The sequence below is a fragment of the Anaerobacillus sp. ABD4_527 genome (genome assembly GCF_056160805.1).
The window spans coordinates 49,432-73,285 of the sequence record NZ_JBSWXZ010000004.1 but is presented as its reverse complement, the minus strand read 5'-3'; the positions used below and the strand labels follow the sequence as shown (position 1 = coordinate 73,285).

Annotated in this window: 22 protein-coding genes; 7 read left to right on the top strand and 15 right to left on the bottom strand. The window is 41.5% G+C overall.

Annotation, left to right across the window (positions count from 1 at the left end):
• Window positions 1-9: 9 nt before the first annotated feature.
• Complete coding sequence (locus tag ACXAHI_RS18310) at window positions 10-1,182, bottom strand: endonuclease (RefSeq protein WP_474850323.1); 1,173 nt, start codon at window positions 1,180-1,182, stop codon at window positions 10-12.
• A gap of 257 nt (window positions 1,183-1,439) precedes the next feature.
• Between ACXAHI_RS18310 and ACXAHI_RS18305 the strand changes: the two genes are divergently transcribed.
• From ACXAHI_RS18305 to ACXAHI_RS18285, 5 genes are all read left to right on the top strand, one after another.
• Window positions 1,440-2,996 (top strand): ABC-F family ATP-binding cassette domain-containing protein, encoded by a 1,557-nt coding sequence (locus ACXAHI_RS18305; protein ID WP_474850321.1) that lies wholly within the window; start codon window positions 1,440-1,442, stop codon window positions 2,994-2,996.
• A 113-nt stretch (window positions 2,997-3,109) separates the two neighbouring features.
• Window positions 3,110-4,645, top strand: coding sequence for an FAD-dependent oxidoreductase (locus ACXAHI_RS18300; protein ID WP_474850319.1), 1,536 nt, complete (start codon window positions 3,110-3,112; stop codon window positions 4,643-4,645).
• Window positions 4,646-4,847: 202 nt separating this feature from the next.
• The gene (locus tag ACXAHI_RS18295) at window positions 4,848-5,279 is read left to right on the top strand and encodes a MarR family winged helix-turn-helix transcriptional regulator (protein WP_474850317.1); all 432 of its coding nucleotides are present in this window, start codon (window positions 4,848-4,850) and stop codon (window positions 5,277-5,279) included.
• On the top strand, window positions 5,272-6,456 hold the full coding sequence (locus ACXAHI_RS18290) for an MFS transporter (protein WP_474850315.1): 1,185 nt from the start codon (window positions 5,272-5,274) through the stop codon (window positions 6,454-6,456). The genes ACXAHI_RS18295 and ACXAHI_RS18290 overlap by 8 nt, the downstream gene beginning before the upstream one ends.
• A 139-nt stretch (window positions 6,457-6,595) precedes the next feature.
• Complete coding sequence (locus tag ACXAHI_RS18285) at window positions 6,596-7,864, top strand: alanine/glycine:cation symporter family protein (RefSeq protein WP_474850313.1); 1,269 nt, start codon at window positions 6,596-6,598, stop codon at window positions 7,862-7,864.
• Window positions 7,865-7,905: 41 nt separating this feature from the next.
• On the opposite strand, the gene ACXAHI_RS18280 is transcribed toward ACXAHI_RS18285, so the two are convergent.
• The 8 genes from ACXAHI_RS18280 to ACXAHI_RS18245 form a co-directional block, all read right to left on the bottom strand.
• A complete protein-coding gene (locus ACXAHI_RS18280) occupies window positions 7,906-8,517 on the bottom strand; it encodes a histidine phosphatase family protein (protein ID WP_474850311.1) in 612 nt (203 codons plus the stop codon).
• A 181-nt stretch (window positions 8,518-8,698) separates the two neighbouring features.
• The gene (locus ACXAHI_RS18275; RefSeq protein WP_474850309.1) at window positions 8,699-10,030 is read right to left on the bottom strand and encodes an FAD-dependent oxidoreductase; all 1,332 of its coding nucleotides are present in this window, start codon (window positions 10,028-10,030) and stop codon (window positions 8,699-8,701) included.
• Between the two features lie 170 nt (window positions 10,031-10,200).
• Window positions 10,201-10,647 carry a DUF4385 domain-containing protein gene (locus ACXAHI_RS18270; protein ID WP_474850307.1) on the bottom strand — a complete coding sequence of 149 codons (447 nt, stop codon included), beginning with the start codon at window positions 10,645-10,647 and terminating at the stop codon, window positions 10,201-10,203.
• 116 nt (window positions 10,648-10,763) lie between these two features.
• Window positions 10,764-11,405, bottom strand: a complete 642-nt coding sequence (locus ACXAHI_RS18265) for a DsbA family protein (protein ID WP_474850305.1) — start codon at window positions 11,403-11,405, stop codon at window positions 10,764-10,766.
• Between the two features lie 15 nt (window positions 11,406-11,420).
• The gene (locus ACXAHI_RS18260) at window positions 11,421-11,852 is read right to left on the bottom strand and encodes a DoxX family protein (protein WP_474850303.1); all 432 of its coding nucleotides are present in this window, start codon (window positions 11,850-11,852) and stop codon (window positions 11,421-11,423) included.
• A gap of 89 nt (window positions 11,853-11,941) precedes the next feature.
• Window positions 11,942-12,391: a threonine/serine exporter family protein gene (locus ACXAHI_RS18255; RefSeq protein WP_474850443.1), complete on the bottom strand. Its 450-nt coding sequence runs from the start codon at window positions 12,389-12,391 to the stop codon at window positions 11,942-11,944.
• Window positions 12,392-12,406: 15 nt separating this feature from the next.
• The gene (locus ACXAHI_RS18250; RefSeq protein ID WP_474850301.1) at window positions 12,407-13,168 is read right to left on the bottom strand and encodes a threonine/serine exporter family protein; all 762 of its coding nucleotides are present in this window, start codon (window positions 13,166-13,168) and stop codon (window positions 12,407-12,409) included.
• A 128-nt stretch (window positions 13,169-13,296) separates the two neighbouring features.
• Entirely contained in the window at window positions 13,297-14,679 is a 1,383-nt protein-coding gene (locus tag ACXAHI_RS18245; RefSeq protein WP_474850299.1) for a tetratricopeptide repeat protein, read from the bottom strand.
• A 321-nt stretch (window positions 14,680-15,000) separates the two neighbouring features.
• On the opposite strand from ACXAHI_RS18245, the gene ACXAHI_RS18240 reads away from it, so the two are divergent.
• Entirely contained in the window at window positions 15,001-16,419 is a 1,419-nt protein-coding gene (locus tag ACXAHI_RS18240; protein WP_474850297.1) for an alanine/glycine:cation symporter family protein, read from the top strand.
• Between the two features lie 96 nt (window positions 16,420-16,515).
• Entirely contained in the window at window positions 16,516-16,695 is a 180-nt protein-coding gene (locus ACXAHI_RS18235) for a CsbD family protein (RefSeq protein ID WP_474850295.1), read from the top strand.
• Window positions 16,696-16,755: 60 nt separating this feature from the next.
• On the opposite strand, the gene ACXAHI_RS18230 is transcribed toward ACXAHI_RS18235, so the two are convergent.
• The 6 genes from ACXAHI_RS18230 to ACXAHI_RS18205 all read right to left on the bottom strand — a co-directional run bounded on the left by ACXAHI_RS18230 (window position 16,756) and on the right by ACXAHI_RS18205 (window position 23,838).
• A complete protein-coding gene (locus tag ACXAHI_RS18230) occupies window positions 16,756-18,096 on the bottom strand; it encodes a glycoside hydrolase family 30 protein (protein WP_474850293.1) in 1,341 nt (446 codons plus the stop codon).
• 20 nt (window positions 18,097-18,116) lie between these two features.
• Window positions 18,117-19,463 carry a GH1 family beta-glucosidase gene (locus tag ACXAHI_RS18225; RefSeq protein WP_474850291.1) on the bottom strand — a complete coding sequence of 449 codons (1,347 nt, stop codon included), beginning with the start codon at window positions 19,461-19,463 and terminating at the stop codon, window positions 18,117-18,119.
• A gap of 14 nt (window positions 19,464-19,477) precedes the next feature.
• Window positions 19,478-20,254, bottom strand: coding sequence for a carbohydrate ABC transporter permease (locus ACXAHI_RS18220; protein WP_270182755.1), 777 nt, complete (start codon window positions 20,252-20,254; stop codon window positions 19,478-19,480).
• Window positions 20,255-20,392: 138 nt separating this feature from the next.
• Complete coding sequence (locus ACXAHI_RS18215; RefSeq protein ID WP_474850289.1) at window positions 20,393-21,292, bottom strand: carbohydrate ABC transporter permease; 900 nt, start codon at window positions 21,290-21,292, stop codon at window positions 20,393-20,395.
• Window positions 21,293-21,358: 66 nt separating this feature from the next.
• Window positions 21,359-22,675: an ABC transporter substrate-binding protein gene (locus tag ACXAHI_RS18210; RefSeq protein WP_474850287.1), complete on the bottom strand. Its 1,317-nt coding sequence runs from the start codon at window positions 22,673-22,675 to the stop codon at window positions 21,359-21,361.
• 149 nt (window positions 22,676-22,824) lie between these two features.
• Window positions 22,825-23,838, bottom strand: coding sequence for a LacI family DNA-binding transcriptional regulator (locus ACXAHI_RS18205; protein WP_474850285.1), 1,014 nt, complete (start codon window positions 23,836-23,838; stop codon window positions 22,825-22,827).
• Window positions 23,839-23,854: the final 16 nt, after the last annotated feature.

Genomic DNA, 23,854 nt, shown 5'->3' with positions numbered 1-23,854 from the left:
TGTCCTATTTTACCAGATCGATTCAACCCATTCAGGATGATCAATAAAAGGGTTTCGATTATGCTGATACTGATTATAAATCACGTCATTGCGGTTTCTCTCAAAGTCATCTACAGGATCCATTTCATGCCATGCTTTTAATACAGAAACTTTCCCCATATAAGGAGCTGATCCATTATTAACAAGATCATTCAGCTCAAGATCTAGTTCTCCGCTATCACCTTCGTAACGTACAGCCATATAAAAGATCATTCTAGCTACGTCACCTTTTACACTGTCTCGTGGTTCCCAAGAATCACTGTCAGAATAGTTTCCTCTCGCCTCAGTATTCTCTGAACCACCATTATCGAAGTCTAGGTTTCCTCTTGAACCGTTTACGGTTACATCAGTGGGACGTAAATGATGGATGTCTGTTCCAGGTCCCATCGCAGTTCCGAAATCACCATGAGATTTCGCCCATACGTGTTCACGGTTCCAATCGTCAACATTGCCTCCGTTCTCATACTTACTCTTAGACCAACCGCTATATAGTAAGAGAACGTTATTCGGATTAGCTGGATCTTCGTCTGTCACTCGAAGCGCATCCCACACTTGACTATATGAAAGCTCTGTATGGTCATCGATAATCATATGGAGTTCTGATTTTAGTGCATTTCCTGTTTTTCCTTCAGCAGACTGATAGTACGTTCCATAATCCCCTCCGGAACCGCCGTTTCCATCGTTTCCACCGCTTCCGCTACTTGTTAACTCCATCGCAGTAACGCTTTTCTCGCCTGGATGTGCAAAATAATCAGTCAAAGAACCCGTCACTTTAATTTTCTCACCCATCAGTTCAGGGTTACTCTTCAACCCAAATTCACTTCTGAACTGTGATGGAATTTGGACATACAGCATATCGTCCATGTTTGATTCGCCTGCTTGATCTGCGATCGCCATCGCATAGTCATCTTGAAAGTTACTTGTCGAAACAGAAGTCGTCGAATCAGGCTTTCCAACGATGTATCCCTCTACCGTTACACTTGACTCCCCTTGATTCGCTATTCCCTGAGCTACTGAATACGGTGATGCAGCCGTTCCAGAACCAGACGCGTTTGAAGGTGTGATCGACATGTACAAAAAGACAAGTGAAAGAGCGACCATGATCAACACAGTGGTTAGTACACGATTTCTAGCAGTAGTCATATAATATCCTCCCCGGTTTAATAGCCCGCTTAAGGCTACTACTAGATTAAACGTACCGTATTAAGGTGAATGAAACACGATGTAAATGTTACTTAATTTTATCGTGACTTTAGAACTAAGCGCACGTTTTAGAAGACTATCGACCTAGATAACTTCATGAAGTTACCAAAGATTTAACCTGCCTTCACCTTTCATCAAAGCGTTTTGTCATATATAATCAATGAAGATTGTTAAACATTAAACAAAGGGTGTTTCCTATGAGTATATTAACCGTGAAAAACCTTACTCACGGCTTCGGTGACCGAGCGATTTTTGATGATGTTTCATTTCGTCTATTAAAAGGTGAACACATTGGACTAATCGGTGCCAATGGAGAAGGTAAATCTACGTTCATGAACATTATTACAGGTAAACTTGAGCCTGATGAGGGGACCGTCGAATGGTCTAAAAACGTAAGAGTTGGCTACCTCGACCAACACACTGTGTTAGAACGAGGCATGACGATTCGCGACGCATTAAAAGGGGCTTTTCAATACTTGTTCGATTATGAAGCAGAAATGAATGAACTGTTTGCAAAGATGGGAGACGCTTCCCCTGATGAGTTAGAAAAACTCATGGAGGAAACCGGTACCCTACAGGATGTGCTAACGAACAACGACTTCTATGTTATCGATGCAAAAGTTGAGGAGATTGCTCGTGGACTTGGTCTTGATGAAATTGGACTTGAAAAGGATGTTCAAGATTTAAGTGGCGGTCAAAGAACGAAGGTTCTTCTTGCAAAGCTTCTTCTTGAGAAGCCTGAAATCCTTCTTCTGGACGAGCCAACAAACTATCTTGATGAACAGCACATCGTCTGGCTTAAGCGCTATTTACAGGAATATGAAAATGCGTTCATTCTCATTTCACACGATATTCCATTCCTTAACAGCGTAATCAACCTGATCTATCACATGGAAAATCAAGAGCTAACAAGATATGTCGGTGACTACAATAACTTCCTTGAAGTATATGAAGTGAAAAAGCAGCAATTAGAAGCAGCTTATAAGAAACAGCAGCAAGAAATTTCACAGCTTAAAGATTTTGTAGCACGAAACAAAGCTCGAGTAGCAACGCGGAACATGGCGATGTCACGTCAGAAAAAACTTGATAAGATGGATGTCATCGAGCTTGCAAAAGAAAAGCCAAAGCCTGAATTTAATTTTAAGCAAGCGCGAGCATCAGGTAAATTGATTTTCGAAACGAATGATCTCGTTATCGGATACGACGAACCTCTATCTCGTCCTCTCAATTTAACGATGGAGCGTGGACAGAAAATCGCGCTCATGGGGGCAAACGGTATTGGGAAAACAACTCTTCTCAAGAGTATCCTTGGTGAGATTAAGCCGATTAATGGATCAGTTGAAAAAGGCGACTACCTTTATATCGGATATTTCGAACAAGAGATCAAAACAAAATCGAATAATACGTGTATAGAAGAAGTGTGGAAGGAATTCCCTCACTACAGCCAGGCACAAATTCGAGCAGCACTAGCAAAGTGTGGACTTACAACAAAACACATCGAAAGCAAGGTAGAAGTACTGAGCGGAGGGGAAAAAGCCAAAGTTCGCCTTTGCAAACTGATGAACAATGAATCGAATCTGCTCGTACTCGATGAGCCTACAAATCACCTTGACGTAGAAGCAAAAGCAGAATTAAAACGTGCTCTACAAGAATATAAAGGCAGCATTATCTTGATTTCACACGAACCTGAATTTTATCAAGATGTTGCGACTGACGTTTGGAATTGCGAAGACTGGACGACAAAACTTGTGTAATGCATCTAACGAGACTTATCCCATTTAGGGGTAAGTCTTTTTTATTAGTTTCTGAATGAATGAAAGCATCTTGGAAAAAATAGGAACGTTGAATACGTTAGGAGGTTATTAAATTGACTGATAAGAATGCGTGGCCACAGACTCCAGAACCCATTTGGCGGATAGGGAAGCAACAAAGTCCTCACTCTGCTCTCACTGAGAATATAGAAACTGATGTGGTTGTGGTTGGTGGTGGAATTACAGGGATTACTTCGGCTTATCTTCTTGCAAAAGAGGGACTACGCGTTGTACTTCTTGAAGCAAACCAGGTATTGAACGGAACGACAGGCCATACCACTGCAAAGATTACAGCGCAGCACGACCTGATTTACGATGAATTTCTAAATCACTTTGGAAAAGAAAATGCACAGTTGTATTACCGTGCTAATGATGAAGCATTAAAATTTATCAAACAAACGATTGATCAAGATTCCATTTCTTGTTCATTTTCAGAGGAAGATGCATATCTTTATGCGTCTACCCCAGAGTACGCAAGAAAATTAACAAATGAAATGCGTGCGTATCAACAGCTCGGCATTCATGGAGAGTTCGTAAACAGCCTGCCACTTGATCTTCCAATAAAAGCTGGCATCAAGATGCCAAACCAAGCTCAATTCGATCCAGTTGCTTATTTAACTCCTCTTCTTAATACTTTCATAGAAAATGGCGGGCAAATATATGAGCAGACTGTAGCGATCGATGTTCAAAAAGGAACAAATCCTGTTGTCGTAACAAAAAATGGCTCAACAGTTACATGCAAGCACGTGCTTGCTTGCTCACATTTCCCTTTCTATGATGGAAATGCTCTCTATTTTTCCCGCATGTATGCTGAAGCTTCTTACGTTGTAGCAGCATCCACGAAATCTGAATTTCCTGGTGGAATGTATTTGAGTGCAGAAGACCCTAAGAGATCGTTGAGAAGTCATACCTTCAATGGTGAAAAGCTTGTACTCTTCGGGGGTGAGAGCCATAAGACCGGTCAAGGAAACAGATTGAGTGATCATTACAAAGCGCTTAAGTTCTTTGCAGAGGAAACGCTTGGAGTGAAGAATGTACTCTATCGCTGGTCGGCCGAGGACTTTTATACACTAGATAAGCTTCCATACATAGGACCTGTTACATCCAAACAGGATAACATCTTGATCGCTACTGGGTTTCACAAATGGGGAATGACGAACGGCACTACTGCTGCTCTTTTGTTCAAGGACTATGTACTAGGGAATCAGAACCCATATCAAGACCTGTTTTCCCCATCGCGCTTCTATGCGGATCCGAGCATCAAAACATTCCTCGTACAAAATGCGGACGTGGCTGGTCAATTTGTGAAAGGGAAATTGTCTGTTCCAAAAAAGAAAATCTCAGAATTAAAGCAAGATGAAGGAGCCGTTGTCCGTATCAACGGAAGAAGAGCTGGAGCATACAAAGATCAAGAAGGGAGTGTTCACCTCGTCGATACAACGTGTACCCATTTGTACTGTGAGGTCGAATGGAATGATGGAGACCGAACGTGGGATTGTCCTTGCCACGGCTCTCGATTTGGGGTTGATGGTAACGTGATCGAAGGACCGGCTGACAGACCTCTTACCAATTTAACAGACGAGCTCGAATAGTTTTTAGCTAGGAGGATTTCCTTCTGGCTTCTTTTTTTGTGGAAAATTCGAGTGAAACACTCTATTTCCGCGGAAATAATTCAACAATCGATTTGGTTCGACTCTATTCTTAGAAGCTACTATTCTTTACATTCCTCTCCTCAGCCGTTAGACTGGAGTTTATGATTTTATTTACCTAGGTAACTAATGTGCGGAGGGCTTTATGATCACAACTAATGACATCTTTCATTCACTAAACCAAAAAATGCGTTTCATCATAAAAGAAGCAAATGAGAAACTGAACGAATTTGATCTCTACACCTCTCAGTGGGCAATTCTTTATTGCTTGGATCAGTTTGGACCTATGAAGCAAACAGAGATCTGGAAATACTTAAATGTTGAAGCACCCACCACCACTCGAACGCTTACTAAAATGGAAAGCAACAACTGGATCGAACGCTCTGAGGGTGAAGACAAACGTGAACGTATCGTTTGTTTAACGGATTATGCTAAATCAAAACTTCCAGAAATCAAAGCTTCGATTCAGGAAATGGAAGAATCGCTGCTGCAGAATTTATCAAACGAGGATCAAGAACAATTCATGACCCTGCTTAATAAGATTGGGTCAGAGAAAGAAGTGGTTACACATGGCTAACAAACGCCCTATATGGTCAAAGAGTTTCATTAATATCTTTGTGAGCAATTTATTTATTTTTGTAGTTTTTTACGCACTCTTAACCCTACTTCCGATTTACGTTACAGATGCAATGGGTGGATCTGAGTCTCAAGCAGGATTGATCATTACGATCTTTCTACTATCAGCAATTATCGTTCGTCCTTTTTCTGGTAGATTAATAGATCGATTTGGAAAGAAAAAGATGCTTGTCGCAAGTGCCGCTATGTTTGGAGTCGCGACGTTTCTTTATCCGATAACCGATCAGTACATTCCGCTGCTATTACTCCGTTTTTTCCATGGTATGTGGTTTAGTATCGTTACAACAGCTGCCGGTGCGATCGCTGCAGATTCCATACCTCGAGAACGACGAGGTGAAGGCCTTGGATATTTCGCAATGAGTATGAATGTGGCGGTTGTAGCAGGTCCATTCCTAGCATTGACGCTCATTCAATTCGTTTCATACCTTACGATCTTCTTAGTCCTCAGTGGCATCATGATCATAGGGTTATTGTGCACGATTTGGGTTAAAACAATCGAACATGAGACGATTAAAAAGAAAAGTTTAACAATGGAAGACTTATACGAACGTCGTGTGATTCCAATCGCACTTGTTGGATTATTTCTAGCTTTTTCATACGCAAGCGTCATTTCGTATATTTCTCTTTATGCCAAGTCTCTAGGGTTACTTGATGCTGCTGGATTCTTTTTTGCAGTTTTTGCTGTCGCGATGCTCGTTTCACGACCATTCACTGGAAGAATGTTTGATACGCTTGGACCAAACACAGTGATTACGCCAGCATTTTTGTTATATGCATTTGGTCTTTTGACGCTAAGCTTCACGGATACATCATGGATGCTCCTTGCTGCAGGTGGCCTCATCGGTCTTGGCTATGGCTCGATTGTTCCTAGCTTTCAAACGCTAGCCATTCAGTCTGCTCCTGATTCTAGAAGCGCTCATGCGACGGCTACCTTTTTCACTCTGTTCGATATCGGAATAGCTACCGGATCATACGTGCTTGGTCTCATCGTTCATTCATTAGGATATTCAAACCTGTATCTCTTTCTTTCAGTTTTTGTAGCTGGCATTCTAGTGTTTTATCAGTGGGTTTCAAAACGACAGCCGAAAAAACAGCTTCAATCACAAGCAAATTATTAAGTAAATAGTTACCATACCGTGTTAAAGGGTTGAAGTCCTCAGAAAAAATAGCTATTATTGGGGAATCTAATTTTTCTGAGAGAGAGTGACAACCATGAATATTATAGAAGAAATAAATTCCATATTATGGGGACCAATCATGATATCGCTTCTTTTAGGAACCGGGCTATTTTTCACGATTAGACTTGGTTTCATCCAATTGACTGGATTAAAGGAAGGATTTCGCCAAACATTTGGCCCCCTCTTTTCTAAAAAGAAAAAAGATGGGATCTCATCCTATCAAGCCCTATCCACTGCCATTGCCGCACAAGTCGGCACAGGAAACTTAGCTGGTGTCGCAACGGCTATTGCTGCTGGAGGTCCTGGCGCTATCTTTTGGATGTGGATCTCTTCTTTCCTAGGAATGGCCACAATATTTGCTGAAGCCGTATTGGCACAGAAATACCGGAAGAAAGAAAATGGTGTCGTCAAAGGTGGACCAGCCTACTATATTCGCGATGGACTCGGCAGTAAAAAGTTAGCCGTCTTTTTCGCGATCGCCATCATTGCAGCGCTCGGTTTTGTAGGAAACATGGTTCAATCGAATTCGATCGCTGACGCTTTCAATACTGCCTTTAACATCCCACCTCTCCTAATCGGAATCATCGTTGCTGTTCTGATAGGGTTGATTCTTCTCGGTGGAATAAAGCGGATCGCTACGTTTGCAGGAAATGTTGTTCCTGTCATGGCTCTTCTCTATATTATTGGAGCGATTGCCATATTAATCTTAAACTATGAATCGGTACTTCCGGCACTCGCACTTATCGTAGAAGCAGCATTTACACCTGAATCTGCAGGCGGCGGTGTGCTCGGAGCTTCCATTAAAGAAGCGATCAGGTACGGCGTTGCACGAGGCCTATTTTCGAATGAAGCAGGTATGGGTTCAACCCCGCACGCACATGCTGTCGCAAATGTGAAACACCCCGCTCAGCAAGGATTCGTTGCAATGGTCGGTGTGCTCATCGACACGGTCATCATCTGTACCGCTACTGCACTTGTCATCCTTGTTACGGAAGGCGCAGGGTCTAATTTAACCGGTATCGAGCTTACCCAAGCTAGCTTTTCTAGTGGACTAGGTGGCTTCGGTATTTACTTTATCGCATTTAGTCTACTGTTCTTTAGCTTTACGACGATTCTTGGTTGGGCATACTTCGGTGAGACGAATGTGAACTTCTTGTTCGGTGAGAAAGGGGTACCGATTTATCGCGCAATTGTTCTTCTATTCATTGTGGGAGGTACAGTGCTTAACGTTCCATTCGTATGGCAGCTTGCCGATACGTTCAACGCCTTTATGGTGCTTCCTAACTTAATTGCACTTGTTGCACTAAGTGGCGTTGTGAAGAAAGCCTATAAAGAGATCAAGACCTAATACAGCAATTAAAAAGCTAACCTCTCAGCGAGGTTAGCTTTTTACAATTCTAGATGTGTAGTGATATTCATGCTCTTTAAGACGATCTCATCTTCAGACACATCTACGATATTGATTCCAGTATTATCTTGAAAGATCTTACGATAATTTGAAAATGGCATCCCTAGGACTCCTGCAAGAAAGAATCGAATGGTATTGTTATGAGCTACAACAAGAATCGTATCGTCTGGGTGCTTTTTTGCCATCTCTTTAAAGAAAGCAGAAGCTCTTTCATACATTTCTCTTGCCGTTTCTCCAGTTCTTCCAGCTCTCGTTTCCCAAGGATTAGCCATCCAGCTATGCCAGGAATCTGGGTCTTCTGCTATAAATTCCTTCTTCGCTCTACCTTCCCACTCTCCAAAGTCTCCTTCAAAGATTCTTTCATCTGATTTAACTGGTAGACGTTCGTCTAAAATTAATTCCGCTGTATCACGTGCTCTAATTAAAGGAGAAGCATATGCAGCATCAAACGTCACTTTTCTTAAAAAGTCACCCGCAGCAGCTGCCTGCTTCCTACCAAGAGAAGATAATCCTATATCTGTTCTGCCGCAGTATAAATCTCCTGCTGCGTTCCATTCACTTTCTCCATGTCTGACGAGATAAATACGCGTCATTCTTTAAGTCCTCCTAATTTATAAAACGGTATTTAAGATTGAGACACAAATCGTCTCATTCGAAAGGCTTCCAACGCCCTGCGGATTTAAACGGCTTACTTCCGCTTTTACTATTATGCAAAAGCTTTTTCTATGATGCAAGTTACAAAAAAACCGCCAGCTTTTCACTGGCGGATAAACTTTATTGAGCGGCTTGTAGGCCTGCTTGGTTTAAGAAGTTCCATGGTTTGTTGAAGTGTGGTTGGAAAAAGAAATCTACAAATCCAAGTTCATCTACTGTCATGTTGTTTTGGATACATACTGAGAGTGTATTTACAGATTGAGTAACGTCCGCTTTTGAGATGACTTGTGCCCCTACAATACGACGGCTGTCTTCTTCATAAACAACTTTTAGCGTGATCACTTCATAATCCGGCATGAATTCAGGACGGTTGTTTTCTTCTATTGTGATTGTTTTCACATTCATACCCGCACGAAGCGCTGCTTTTTCAGTTAAGCCTGTTGATGCCATACTAAGATCAAAAAGATGCAGACCTGATGTACCTTGCGTTCCCATATACTTAATCGTAGGCTTCACGATATTTCTACCGACTAACGTTCCCATTCGAACCGCATTTGTTGCTAGCGGAATATAAGCGTGCTCCCCAGTTGGGTTGTATTTAATTGCGCAGCTGTCTCCCGCAGCAAAAATGTCTTTATTGCTTGTTCGCATATACTCGTCGACGATGATCGCACCGTTATCAAGCATATCGACCTGGCCTTTTACAAGTTCAGTGTTCGGGCGGAAACCTACACATAGAATGACAAGATCAGATTCGTATTCGCCTTTATTTGTATAAACCTTTGTTACGTTTCCATCATACCCCTCAAAACGTGTTACTGTTTCATTTAATGCAAGGTTGATTCCTCTCGTTTTAAAGTCTTCTTCGATCATATCAGTAAATTCAGGGTCCAAATATTTGCTCAAGATACGATCCTCACCATCGATGAGCGTTACTTCTTTTCCGTACTTCTGAAAAGCTTCTACAAGTTCAACACCAATATACCCAGCGCCAATCACCGTTACCTTCTTAGCATTCTTCGCTCGTTCAATGATAGTATTGGCTTGATTATAGTTCTTGGATAAAAGGATGTTATCGAGCTCGATTCCTTCGATTGGAGGAACGACTGGCCAAGACCCTGTTGCCATTACGAGCTTATCGAAGTTATCCTCTAGCTGTTCACCTGTTTCTAAGTTTCTTACTGTGATTGTTTTTTGTTCTGTATCTATTGAAAGCACTTCATGCTTCATCTTCATCGTAACACCCATGTTTTCTAACTGTTCAGGAGAAGAGTAGAATAACCCTTTTGGATCTTTCACAACGCCACCAACATACAGTGCGATACCACATGATAAGAAAGAAACGTTATCGTTACGTTCATAAACGGTAACCTCAGCTTCAGGATAGAGATTTGCTATATTTGAAACAGCTGCTGTTCCAGCGTGTGTACAACCTACTACTGCTACTTTCATTTAAAATTCCTCCTGTTTTTTGTGAAGGTATTCACATGTTAGTTATCAGTTATGTGAAATGATTCACATTAACCTTAACCATAGTATACGACAGGATTTATACGTTGGCAATCATTATGCTCAACATTTCACAATTAGTTCACTTTTATTGAAAACCCCTACCACTCCTTTTACCCATACTTGTTTTGGTGCTCCTTCTTCTTCTCTAAGTACTCTTCATCTGTTCTTACAATCTTCCACTTCTCTTCAAAGATACGTGCCGATTCAGCCTTCTCTTCATCTATGTTTCTTTCATTCACATTACCATCAGAATCATATTTCTTCCCACCTTTATAATTTGCATACCTTCTAGATCTCGTATATCCCATCTGTATAAACTTTCTCGCCATATCCATGCCAACAAAATCGTTTTCTTTCTTATATTGTTGAAACATTTGATAGATTTTCTCCGAAGATTCTTGTGCGATTTCTGGCGTTTTAAATCTCCAATGAGGCAAAATTTCACTTTTGTAAGGCTCTACCAACAAAACTCCCTGTTCTCCACGACCTACTCGATACTTTTCTGGGTTCTCACGAAAATCGATTTTCTTAAAATCTATATCATAATCAAAGCTCATCTCGACAACCTCCTCTTTCATTACTCTTTCCCCAATCTGATAAAAGATAACGAGTTTTACTCTTAAACAAACGTTTGATTGAACAAAAAAAGGACACCTGTTTAGGTGCCCTTCGTTTAATGCGTGGCTTGTTCGACCATCTCTTTTAGTTTACCGATGCTTTCACCATCAAATCGATTGCCGTCGACATACAGAACTGGTGTATCTGAGACATTCATCTCTTTTGCATAACTAATATCATCAGCGATTGCGTTTCTGCCAGTTCCATCATTGTATGCTTTCATCACTTCTTCCGTCTTCTCTTCACTCACTAATCCGTTAAGGGTTTGCTTTAGATACGCATCTGTATAACGCTGTTCATCATCCTTACCCTGGAGCTTATCAAAAACAACATGGTGAAATTGCCAAAACACGTCATTGCCAAGGACTTGATAAACGGCTTCAGCGAATCTTGCAGCTCGTTTAGAATCTTCTTGAATGACAGGATGATGAACATAATAGAACGTCACTTTACCCGTGGCAATCAACTCTTCTTGCATTTGTAAGAAGAATTTTTCATTGAATTCTTTACATGAAGAACAGTTGTAATCCCCAAACATAACGATTTCAACAGGGGCTGAAGTTTTACCAAGACTAGGCTGTTGATCACGATCAAAGCTTCCAGCCTCGGACGACCCGTTTGAAAGGATAAAAGCAATGAGACCAATAAAAGCAAGTCCTACAACCCACATTATTGGTCTCCGTATTGACCACCTCATCATGCCACTCTCCTGTTAGTCTCTTGTTTCTACCTTTTGATTTGTGATTTCAAAAGTCCAGCCTTTCTTTTTCAAGAAGTTCCATAGGCTGAACGGACCACCGCCTCCTAACATTAACGAGATCGACATAGCTAATAGAGCAAGGTCCAATTCGTAACCACCCAACATTCCTGTTGAGCGCTTTACCGTGAGTAACGCGCCGATAAGAATGATAGCGAATAGCACACTCACGATACGTGTTCCGAGGCCGAGTATCATCAGTACACCACCAGCTAACTCAATAACTCCTACTACATAAGCGAGAAACCCAGATAACCCGATCGTTTCAAAGAATGCTACAGTATTTTCAATTCCGTCCGAAAACTTAAAGAACCCATGTGAGAAAAAAAGGATTCCAAGAGCAAGTCGAATCATTACTAACCCTATATGGGGGTAGGTCTTCATCATCGTTCCTCCCCAAGATATATTTTGACATCGTTCGACATAACTAGTTATATCAAAGGTATCATAGCAAGATTACTTATTGCAAAGCTATTTCACTTCTTTTCCTGCCGGATCATAGTGGCATTTCGAATAATTTGATTGATTACCTCAGAGAAGACGAGTCCCACTGCGATCGATCCAGAAATCATAAATGCCTTCGCTGCTAAATTGATTGCCGTATTATAGTCATTTTGCACGAAGTTTCTCATCGCATCATAAGCGAGTCCTCCCGGAACAAGAGGGATAATTCCTGCAACACTAAAAATAATCACAGGCGTCCGATATACCTTTGCAAATACCTGACTCATAACTGCTATGAAGAACGAAGCAGTTACAGTAGCGATCACGGCATCGATACCAGACTTCTCCATAAAGAAATAAATGAGCCAACCACACATACCAACAAATCCACCTTTTAACAAAGAGGGTTTTGGGGCGTTAAAAATCACACCGAATCCGGTGCTCGCTATAAAACTCGTAATAAGCTGTGCAACGAACGTCATCAACTTCCTTCCCTCCTATAAGAACGACACGACAACTGCAATTCCAGCTCCGATTGCAAAAGCAGTTAAAAAGGCTTCTGCCCCTTTTGATAGACCCGATATGAGGTGTCCCGCCATCAGGTCTCTAACAGCGTTTGTAATCAACAGCCCTGGTACGAGCGGCATCACCGATCCGATGATGATTTTATCAAGCTCGGTACCAATCCCTGTATAAACGAAGAAAACAGCCAGCAGTCCGATAACGAACGATGCAAGGAACTCTGAGAAAAACTTGATCGGGACAAGTCGATTAAACCACGTCACACTAAAGTAGCCCCCTCCACCTGCTAATACCGCGGGGATAAAATCATCCCAGCTTCCTTGGAACATAATGAGAAAGCATCCACTCGCTATGGCTGCTGCAACAAGTTGAACCGGAAACGTATAACGTTCTGATTGATTATCAAGGCTTTCAAGCTCTAAATACGCTTCTTGAATCGTTAATTCTCCGGCACTAATTTTTCTAGAGATGCTATTCACCTTGGTCACTTTATGTAGGTCCGTTGTTCGTTCAATGATTCGAATCAGCTGTGTTTTTGATGGTTCTGGACCCTCTACTGAAAAAAAGATTCCTGTTGGAGTAACATAACTATTGGAATTTTCAGCTCCATAAGCTTCCGCAATCCTTCTCATCGTATCCTCGACTCGGTAAGTTTCACCACCATTTTGAAGCATAACCTTGCCCGCAAGTAGACATACTTGAATGACATCATAGGTATATGTAAGTTGTTTTTCCATGAACTTCTCCTGACAAGTAATAAAATCACCTTTATATTACCATTAGTTTATATGAACTGGTTATTCTTTATCAAATGACCATGGTCGTCATTTTATAAAAAAAAGCAAGCGCAGGAGTTACCTGCGCTTTAATTCGATACCCTCTGCATTTGAGTATAAATGGACATATAGGCATCAGATTCTTCAATTTTTCCCATTTCCCTGTACACTTTCGTTAACCATTGCACTGGCGTTGGGTCAGTTGGATGCATTTCCATCTCCCAATCAAAGCACTTTATCGCTTCATTGTACTGCCTTAATTTATGATAAAGTTTCCCTAACTGAAACTGTTTATCTGGATCGTTGTGAATCTCAGCCATCGTTTGGATCGTCGCTAAGATAGGGAGTTCTTTATTATCTTTATAGAGAGGCTTGAGCCACTCAAAGACAAAGTCGATCTCATACTTCTCTAAAAGTTTCGGTACAATCGTCTGAAGGAGCAAAGGAAGGTGTCGGCGATTTTCTTCTAAGCACAAACAGTTCTGTAGAAGAGGAAGCTCGATTTCATCCAGACGAGTCTGTGGAGATTCAAACACTTTTAACAACTGTTCACACTCTCGTTCTGTTATTTCTTCTTGTCTAGAAAGTAATAGGTTCATTGCTTCAGTGTTCTTATTTAAATCAATAAGGGATTGAAAAACCTGTTTTCGAAGGGCAGGTATTTGTGGTGCTTCGGAGTACATATTCCAAAGCAGGATTGCTCGTTCATGGTTAGTGAGAGGGATATCTAAAGAGGGAATTTTTTTCTCATGTTCATCGTGTGGAGATACGAGGTAATGATGTAGGATGAGCGCAGCGTGCTCAAACCGTCGACCATCTCTCTTGAAGAGAGACGTAAGGTATGGCGTGTTCAACGCTAAATCTTCATACGATGCCATTTCAGCGTATAACGGATCAGCTGATTGAAGCTCTTTGCCACCCCACTCATACATTGACTTCACTTTTTGAAAATCTAACTGATTGGATAGATCCTGAGCCCACTTTGATGTCGAATCCGCATAAAGAGCGATCATAAGTATTTTGAAGGCAAGACGAAGCTGGCCGTTCCTTCTATATTCATAAAAGTACTTCTTTTGCAGGTGAAGGATTTTTTCTTTTGGAAGAAAGGATTCAAAATATGAAAAGATGAGTACGACTTCTTGAGGAGAGTATTTTCGTTGAATGGACTGTAAGACATGCTTGGTGGATTTTAATACAATGGTTTGAGTGTCTAAGAATTTTGTAATTAAAGGATGGGAGGCATTGAGCACAATACCTTGTTGAAAGGCTTTTTCTATGAGGGAACCAGGTTTCAATTCTATACTTTTACCTGTAATAAAATCATCTTTATAAAAGAACAGATAAAACTTACTGCCGTTCGACTTCACTGCTTCTAGAATTTTCATGCGATGATGGATCGCCAAACGTTCGATTCGTAGTTGGACAGGCTTGTGATTCGAGATGAGTGTGACGCTTTGTTTTTGCTCGATCATTCAAATCCCTCCGGGCAGAGCTGATTTTATTCCTATCTTCATTCTACCATTCAAACATGTAAGAGAAAAGAATGCGCTGACAACTTCCTCCCCTTTATTTGGATAAAGTTTCATTGTTAGGTTTTCTAACATAATTTCTAGAATGTTTACTATTCACCATGTATAATAAGATTTTGTGTTTCAGAAAAGTCATCACAAACTATCTGAAAAATTAAATTTTTATAAAAATTTCCAGCAACTGAGTTATTTTTTATGTAAGAATGGGAAGATGGGTAATATATCATACTCTTCTCAAAATCTAATAAATAGGAGGAAATACATATGGATCTCTTAGAATCAATTGTATCCGCCGGGAACGACCTCGTCTGGTCAAATATCTTGATCTTTGTCCTTATCGGCGTAGGACTGTACTTCACGATTCGCTCACGATTCGTGCAATTCCGTCTTTTCGGTGAAATGTTCCATGTTCTTGCAGAAAAGGACACGATGAAAGGAAGAAAGAAATCTGTTTCCAGTTTGCAAGCGTTCTTCATTAGTACCGCTTCTCGTGTTGGTACCGGAAACCTTGCAGGTGTTGCTTCAGCTGTCAGTATCGGTGGTCCAGGGGCAGTCTTCTGGATGTGGCTCATCGCATTACTTGGTGCAGCGAGTGGATTTGTTGAGAGTACGCTTGCTCAGATTTACAAAGTACGTGACGGAGACGACTTCCGAGGTGGACCTGCTTACTACATGCAGCGTGCGCTTAAAGCAAGATGGCTTGGAATCATTTTCGCTGTACTCATCACGTTTAGTTTCGGTCTTGTATTTAACTCCGTACAGTCAAACACGATCGCCCTTGCATTTGAGAATTCCTTTGACGTTAACCGTTGGGTTCTAGGTGCAATTCTTACAGTTGCAACTGCAATCATTATCTTTGGTGGCGTTCGCCGAATCGCTGTCGTTTCTCAAATCATCGTTCCGATCATGGCAGGTATCTATGTTATCGTTGCGCTGTACGTATTGATCGTAAACTTTGCACAGGTTCCTGACATGTTCGCGCTTATCTTCCAGCATGCTTTTGGTTTTAAGGAAGTGACTGGTGGTGGAGTTGGTGCTGCTATGATGCTCGGAATCAAACGTGGACTCTTCTCGAACGAAGCCGGTATGGGTAGTGCGCCAAACGCTGCCGCAACTGCAGATGTCTCCCACCCTGTTAAACAAGGTCTTATTCAAGCGTTAGGCGTATTCGTCGATACACTCCTAATCGCGACTGCTACTGCATTTATGATTCTAATGTCTGACGGATATGTTGATTCTAAACTTGATGGTGTTCAGCTAACTCAGGAAGCAATGAACCAACACCTCGGTGGTGGTGCGGGTATCTTTGTAGCCATTGCTGTTCTATTATTTGCCTTTAGTTCGATTATCGGGAACTACTATTATGGTGAAACGAATATCGAATTCATTAAATCTAGTCCAACAGCCAAATTCATCTATCGTCTTGCCGTTCTCGGCATGGTAATGTTCGGAGCAAATGCCGGATTCGGAATTGTTTGGAGCATGGCCGATTTATCTATGGGACTCATGGCACTTCTTAACTTAATCGTCATCGCGATTATTGGTAAAATTGCATTCACTGCCCTACAAGATTATCGAGAACAGCGAAAAGCTGGTTTGGACCCTCAGTTCTACAAAGATACGATCAAAGGGTTAGAATCTGACATTTGGACAGATAAGCCAGTTGAAGATAAATCTAACTAATACACACTATACCCTCTGAGGAGTTTGGCAGTTTAGCCAATCCCTTCAGAGGGTATTTTTGATTGTAAGTTAACTTTGGAAGGAGCGTGCTACAAGATGAGTAATAATAAAGGCTTGAGTGACAAAGTAAAAGGTGCCGTTTCCAAAACAAAAGGTGAGCTTAAAGATCAAGTAGGCAATGCAAAAAACGACCCTAAGATGCAAGAAGAAGGCAAACGCGATAAATCAAAAGGTGAATACCAAGAACGAGCTGGAGAAGTGAAAGACAACAAGTAATCTATGAAGCACAAAACAGCCTCTCTACAATAGTAGAGAGGCTGTTTTGTGCTTTTACAATTAAATTATGAACGTTGAGATAGAATGACGCGGCATTTCCACACTAACCTTCTCACTATTCAAGTCAATGTTTACAGCTACTGACTCGTCTCCCTCATTCATCATGACTACTACAATTTCACCGGATGGATTGCGGAAGGTTGACGACTGGATAAGATTACTTGATTTTGTATGATCAATTCTCACTGCTCCAGGCTTTACATATTTGCTAAAGTGCCCGATGTAGTAAAACGAGCTATTATAGTGAACTTCATCTTTCTTCGTATCCACGATGACGGGAGCATCACAGTAGTTCCCGACATGATTTGGTCCACCTTCTTCATTCAGCACGATGTTCCAATCGATCCATGCTTCTAGGTAATTATTGATGTCTCCCATAATATTACGGGCATAGCGCTCGCCAGTATGCCAAGCTCCTAGCTGGACGCCGCCTTCGATACACCCTTCTGTGAAAATAAGGTGCTTATTAGGAAACGCATGGTGTACCTTTGAAAGGTTCTCAAACTCCTCAGACACGTACCAATGAAGACCTGTTCCCCAGACGTACTTCGCTGCTTCCGGATCGGAAAGAACCGTCTTTGCTCTTTCATAAACGACGTCACGATTGTGATCCCAGATGATGACCTTGAGATCGCTTTTCCCGTGCTTTTGTAGCGTTGGTCCAAGATGATCTTTAATAAAATCGCGCTCATCTTCAGCTGTGTAGAGACATGAATCCCAAACCTGCCTCGCTTCAGGCTCATTTTGGATTGTGATTCCCCAGATTGGAATCCCTTCATCTTCCATCGCCTCTATGTACTTCACGTAATACTCAGCCCAAACAGGCATATATTCTTTGAGAAGTGACCCACCGTGATTCATTTCTTTGTTACTCTTCATCCAGTGCGGAGGGCTCCATGGAGAGGAAACAATCGTTATGTTTTCACCCGCGATTTTTGCTGCATCTTTAATGAGTGGAATGACAAGCTCTTTTTCTCTATCGATCGAAAAACTTTCGAGCGATGTATCTCCCTCTTCAACATACGTATAATTTTCTAAGGAAAAGTCACAGCTATTGATATGAGTTCGACCAAGTCGATAGCCAAGGCCCTCTTCCGGATCAAAATAGTTGTGAAGGATTTCTTGTCTCTTTTCTTTACTGATCAAAGAAAGAGAATAAGCGGCTGCTTCTGTAAAAGCACCGCCAAATCCCAAGATTGTTTGAAACGTTTTGTCTGGATTAATTGAAATGTCGACAGCATTTGGTGAGACTGCTGAGGAAAAGGAAACGGGTTCCTTTACCTGCAGGCGATCTCCTGTATCTCTTGCCGTTTGAACATGCGTTATCGTCTTTGTCTTCACACCGATCGACTCCTTTTACATTAAGCGTTTAACGGTAGGACTGTTCCTCTGTTCTTAACAATGTCTGCGTACCAAAGTGCACTGTCCTTCCAAATTCTCTCTTGCGTCTTGTAATCTACATAGATGATTCCGAATCGCTTATCATATCCGAAGCTCCACTCGAAGTTATCGAGCAATGACCATAAGAAGTAGCCTTGAATATTCATGCCCTCTTCATTTAAATCAGACACTGCTTGGAGATGCTTATTCACATAATCGATTCGCTTCTGATCGTGAACACGGCCGTTCTCAAGCTTATCATCGTACGCAGCTCCATTTTCAGTAATATAGATCGGTAGATTCGTATACTCACTGCGCAATCTTCTAATAAGATCTTTAAACTCTTCAGGTGCAATGTCCCAGCCCATTCCTGTCTTTTCATAATCAGAGTGTGCGCCTGCTGTTAGAAAATCGTTTGCCGCGTTAAACTCAACTAACCCACGACTGTAGTAGTTGATTCCGAAGAAATCGCAAGAAGTAGAGATCTTCTCCATATCTCCATCTTTAATGAAATCGTATGAATGAACATACTTAGAAAAGAGATTCATCATATCACTCGGATAGCTGCCCTTAAATACAGGATCAAGGAACCAACGGTTGGAGTAGCCATCGGAATTGTTCGCAGCAAGGCGATCATTCACAGAGTCTGTTTTCGGGTAGACAGGTGAGAGGTTCAACGTGATTCCGATCGATGTTTTTGAACCAAAACGTTGTTTCAACATATTCACAGCTTCCCCGTGAGACAAAAGCATATGGTGAACAGCACGAACCGCTTCATCAAGATTTCTGTGGCCAGGGGCATGAACACCGAGGTGATAGCCAAGGAATCCTGCACACCAAGGCTCGTTATGTGTAATCCATGAATCTACTAACTCATCGAGTTCACGGAAGCAGACTTCAGCATAATCAAGAAACCACTGTTCCGAATCTCGATTTACCCATCCGCCTTCTTCGTGGGCCCACATTGGCAGGTCCCAATGGTAAAGCGTGACAGCTGGCTTAATCCCTTCTTCTCGCAAACGCTTTGCTAGCGTCTTATAAAATGCCATTCCCTCTTCGTTATACTCGCCTTTTGCTGGGAAGATTCGCGGCCATGCGATAGAAAATCGATAAGAGTCAACGCCAAGATCTTTAATAATCTTGATATCTTCTTCGTAACGGTTGTAGTGATCACAGGCTACGTTTCCATTGTGACCTTCATGTACTTTTCCTGGAATATCACAAAACATATCCCAGATAGAAGGTGTTCTTCCCCCTTCTTGGTGTGCTCCTTCGATCTGATAGGATGATGTTGCCGTACCGAATGTAAAGTGTTTATCAAATTTCATAACTATTCACTCCTCTATTCCTTAACAGCTCCAGCAGAGATGCTATTAATGATGTATTTCGATAAGAATAAGAATGCGATCATGATCGGAACAACTGAAATCGCAATTCCAAGGTACATAGAACCAAGATTCTGCGCTACCTGAGATCCTTTTAAGAAGCCCATCAGTACAGGCAACGTATATTTCTCTGGTGAGAACAAGATAACGAGCGGCATGATGTAGTTATTCCAAGATCCGATGAACGTAAAGATTGACATCGTTGCAACAGCTGGCATCATGATTGGAATCGCTACCGTATGGAAGATTCTCCATTCACTTGCTCCATCGATTCGAGCTGCTTCAATCAAACTCGGATGCAGCGTTGTTTTGATGTATTGACGTAAGAAGAACACGACGAATGGGCTCGCAATCGCAGGGACGATAAGTGGAATAAACGTATCCAGAATCCCAAGCGTTTTGCTAAGCTCGTAGAATCCGATGAGTCCTAGCTGTCCAGGCACCATCATCATGACCAGCATGAAAACGAAGAGAAAATTTTTACCTTTGAACTCATAGAAAGCAAATCCGTATGCAGTCAGTGCAGAGAAATATCCAGTCAGCACAGTTACAAGGACAGAGATGATCAGACTGTTTTTAAAACCGTTCCAAATATTCACGTACTCCATCATCGTTCTGTAGTTTTCTAATAATGAACTACCAGGTATTAATGTGAAGCCTGTTAAGATTGCATCGTTCGAGCGAGTAGCGTTTACAAGCATCATTAAGAAAGGAATAAAACAGACGATTGCCATCAAAATCAGGAGCGTGTAAATAATTCCTTTAACGAGCGCTCGGCGTTTCTTGATTTTCGCTTCATGAGGTAGAAGCGTTTTCTCTGGCAATTTCTCCTGAGGGACACCTTTTTCAATTTCAGTTCTGTCTATCATCGTTTACACCTGCCTCGCTTGTTTACGTTCGTTTCGGTACATCGATTTAAATACGATTGCTGAGAAGATAATGGTGATAATAAATAGTCCATACGCAACAGCTGCTGCATATCCATAGTTGTTATACTTGAACGCCTGGTTGTATAAATAAAGAACCATCGTATTTAACGAGCCATCAGGAGAACCAATTCCATCTGTTAACAGCATCGGTAAATCAAAGAGCTGAAGACCACCGATTAATGACGTGATCATGATGTATAAAAGAATCGGTTTTAACAACGGCAGCGTAATCTTAAAGAACGTCTGCGCACGATTCGCTCCATCGATAAGAGCAGCTTCGTAATAATCGTTTGAAATTCCTGAAACACCCGCCATCACAACGATGAAGGAGTGACCGAACCACATCCATGTTAAGATAAGAGATACGGATAATTGAGCCGTCGCTGGCTGGTTCAACCAGTTGATCGGTTCAGAGATAAGACCGAGGTTCATGAGAACCATGTTTAACGATCCATGCTGCCAATCTAGTAGAATTCCAAATAACAATGCTACTGAACTAACCGTAATTAAGTTTGGCAAGTAAAAGATCGAACGAAAGAATGCTAGCCCTTTCATTTTCACACGCATATCTGAGAAGATCGCTGCTAGTACGAGCGCGATTGCAATTTGGAGTGCGAAGTTAATCCCCCAGATCTTCCAGGTGTTGAAGAACGCTTCAACAAAGAAGGTATCTGTGATCAAACGTTGATAATTCGCAAGGCCAACTACTTCAGCTACTCCACTTCCACTGTAATTCGTAAAGCTGTAGTAAAACGTTAGAGCGACAGGATATATATTAAAAACGAGAAAGATGATCCAAAACGGGGCAATGAAGATATAGCCATACCGGTTTAGGTTCTTCATTTCATCGCACTCCTTTCAAAATTAAGATAAGCGGTATAAGAATGTTATACCGCTTATAAATGGTTACTAGTTTTTAGGTACTTGTAATTCTGGGTAAGCATTCTGTGCTTTACGATAGAATTCATTAATCGCTTGTTCTTTTGTTTTCTTTCCATCAACATATTCTGAAACAGCATTTCCATAAAACGTATCTAGCTGCTGATCATACTTCGTTACGATTCCTGGTTCAATACTCTTTGCTTGCTCAAGGAAGAACTGATAGTTATTTTGTCCGCCAAGGAACTCATCACTAAAGTCATCTTTGATTTCATTCGTTACAGGAAGGTAAGAAAGAACGTCACCCGTTTCTTTCGCCCAGTCAGTTAAGAACTCATCGTCTTGCGTCATCATTTTTACGAAGTCATATGCAAGTTCTTTGTTTTCAGACTTGTTGTAAACACCTAACCATGTACCACCCCAGAAGTAAGGGCTAGGACCACTCGTAACTGCCCAGTCACCATTTGGTTCTTTTACATTTGTCTTAAGTACGCTGTGAAGACCCCACGTTGGAAGAACGTAAGAGAATACTTCTGTTTCAGTCTCTTTACCATTTTCTTTTACTTTAATTGGCTTCTCCATCGCTTCAAACCAAGAAGGAGACCATTCTGGTGCAAGAGCCGTGTAGCTGTTTTCGCGAAGTTCCTTTGCATAATCCATGAACTCGATCTTCTGTTCTGTAAGCTTCAACTCACCATCTTTACTCACCCATGGCTGCGGGTTGTCACCTTGAGAGAACCAGCGAATCGAACCTTCATCAGGGAACATACGATAGCCAGCTTCTTTCAGCTTCTCAGAAACTTCGAATACTTTGTCCATTGAAGTAAGCATCTCGCCAACTTCTGTTGGGTCGTCAGTTCCAAGCACTTCTTTTGCGATACTACGCTTGTAGAAGAGTCCACCTGGCGTTGTTTGCCAAGATAGTGCACGAACATTTCCATCCTGGTCTTTTCCAAGATCGAATACATATGGAACGTAGTTATCAGCTAGCTCATCTACGCTATAAGGTTCTTCCGAAAGGTTTTCCCAGTAGCCAGCATTTACCCATTGCTTTAGGAATGCAATTTCACCAGTGAAAACGTCAGGTGCTCCTACTCCACTTTCTAGTACCGGCTTTAATTTAGTAGGGTAGTCAGCGATCGGAACGATTGTGAGTTCGACTGTAACCCCATTCTTTTCTTCAAACTTTGTAATTGGTTTCTTCAATTCATCTGTGAACGACCAGACCTTTAAGTCAGCTTTCTTCTTTCCTTCTTTCGCTTCACCCGATGACTCTGAATTAGAACAACCTGCAATGACTCCAAGCACCAGAACAAGCGACATCAGCAGACCGACAAATTTCTTCATGCTTTTTTCCCCCTAAGGTTTAAGTTTATTGTTTTTCGAAAGCGGTTTCGAAATAGATTTAAAAATATTCGAAAGCGGTTTCGATTACCATAAAATAAAAAGATGTTTCGTTTCGAAAGCGGTTTCGTTTTGGGTTAAAAAAATTTGTTTTATTTTTTTAATGGTAGACAGGACTCTCTCTCAATCAACTGTACTGGAATGATTTCTTCTGTCACGATCTTCTTTTTCTGAATCATCTGTTTGATTAATATCTGTGCTGCTCTAACGCCTAGAACATCTGTATCCTGTCGTATCGTTGTGAGTTTTGGAGTTACATAGCTAGCCATTTCTATATCATCATATCCAATGATCGAGATGTCTTCAGGAATTCTAACTCCCCTCGATTTGGCAAGCTCCATAGCACCGATTGCCATATGGTCACCAGCTACGAAAACCGCTGTTGGCGGATCAGGTAGATCCAGTAGCTTCGACATGGCTTCGCTTCCCTCTTTAATGGAAAAAAGGCCGCCATTCACAAGATAGTAATTAGGGACAGGTAATCCCAATTGACTCATTGCTTTCTTGTATCCTTCAATTCTTTCTTTCCCTGCATGAATTGTAGGGTCACCTGAAATATGAGCAATCTTCGTGTGTCCTAATGAGTGAAGGTAGTTGATGGCAAGTTTTCCTCCAGATAGATCATCTGATAGGATTACGCTGCAATTTTCGTTCGTCATATCGATTACGACGATCGGGATATGATTGTTAATCATTTCTTGAACTTGTTCATCGTTAGGATCAGAGCTTATGACAACAATGCCATCGACTCCACGGTAGAGAAAATGTTCTAGGTAACTCGTGTCTCTGTTCCTCAGATTCCTAGAAGCGAGGATCAAATCATAGCCCTCTTTCTCAGCATGCTTTCGAAAACTCTCAATCACTGCACTAAAGAACGGATGCTTCATGCCAACTTCATTTGCTTCTGAGAACATCACACCGATTGTCCAGGATTTTTTCGTAGAGAGAGATTGCGCATGTGCATTAGGTAAGTATCCCAAATCAGCTGCGGTTTGTAGTATAGCTTGTCTTGTTTTTTGACTAACATCAGGATAATTATTTAAAGCTTTAGAGACCGTCGTATAAGAAAATCCAGTCTTTTTCGCAAGGTCATAGATTGTTATCATGGTTATCTCCTCTTTA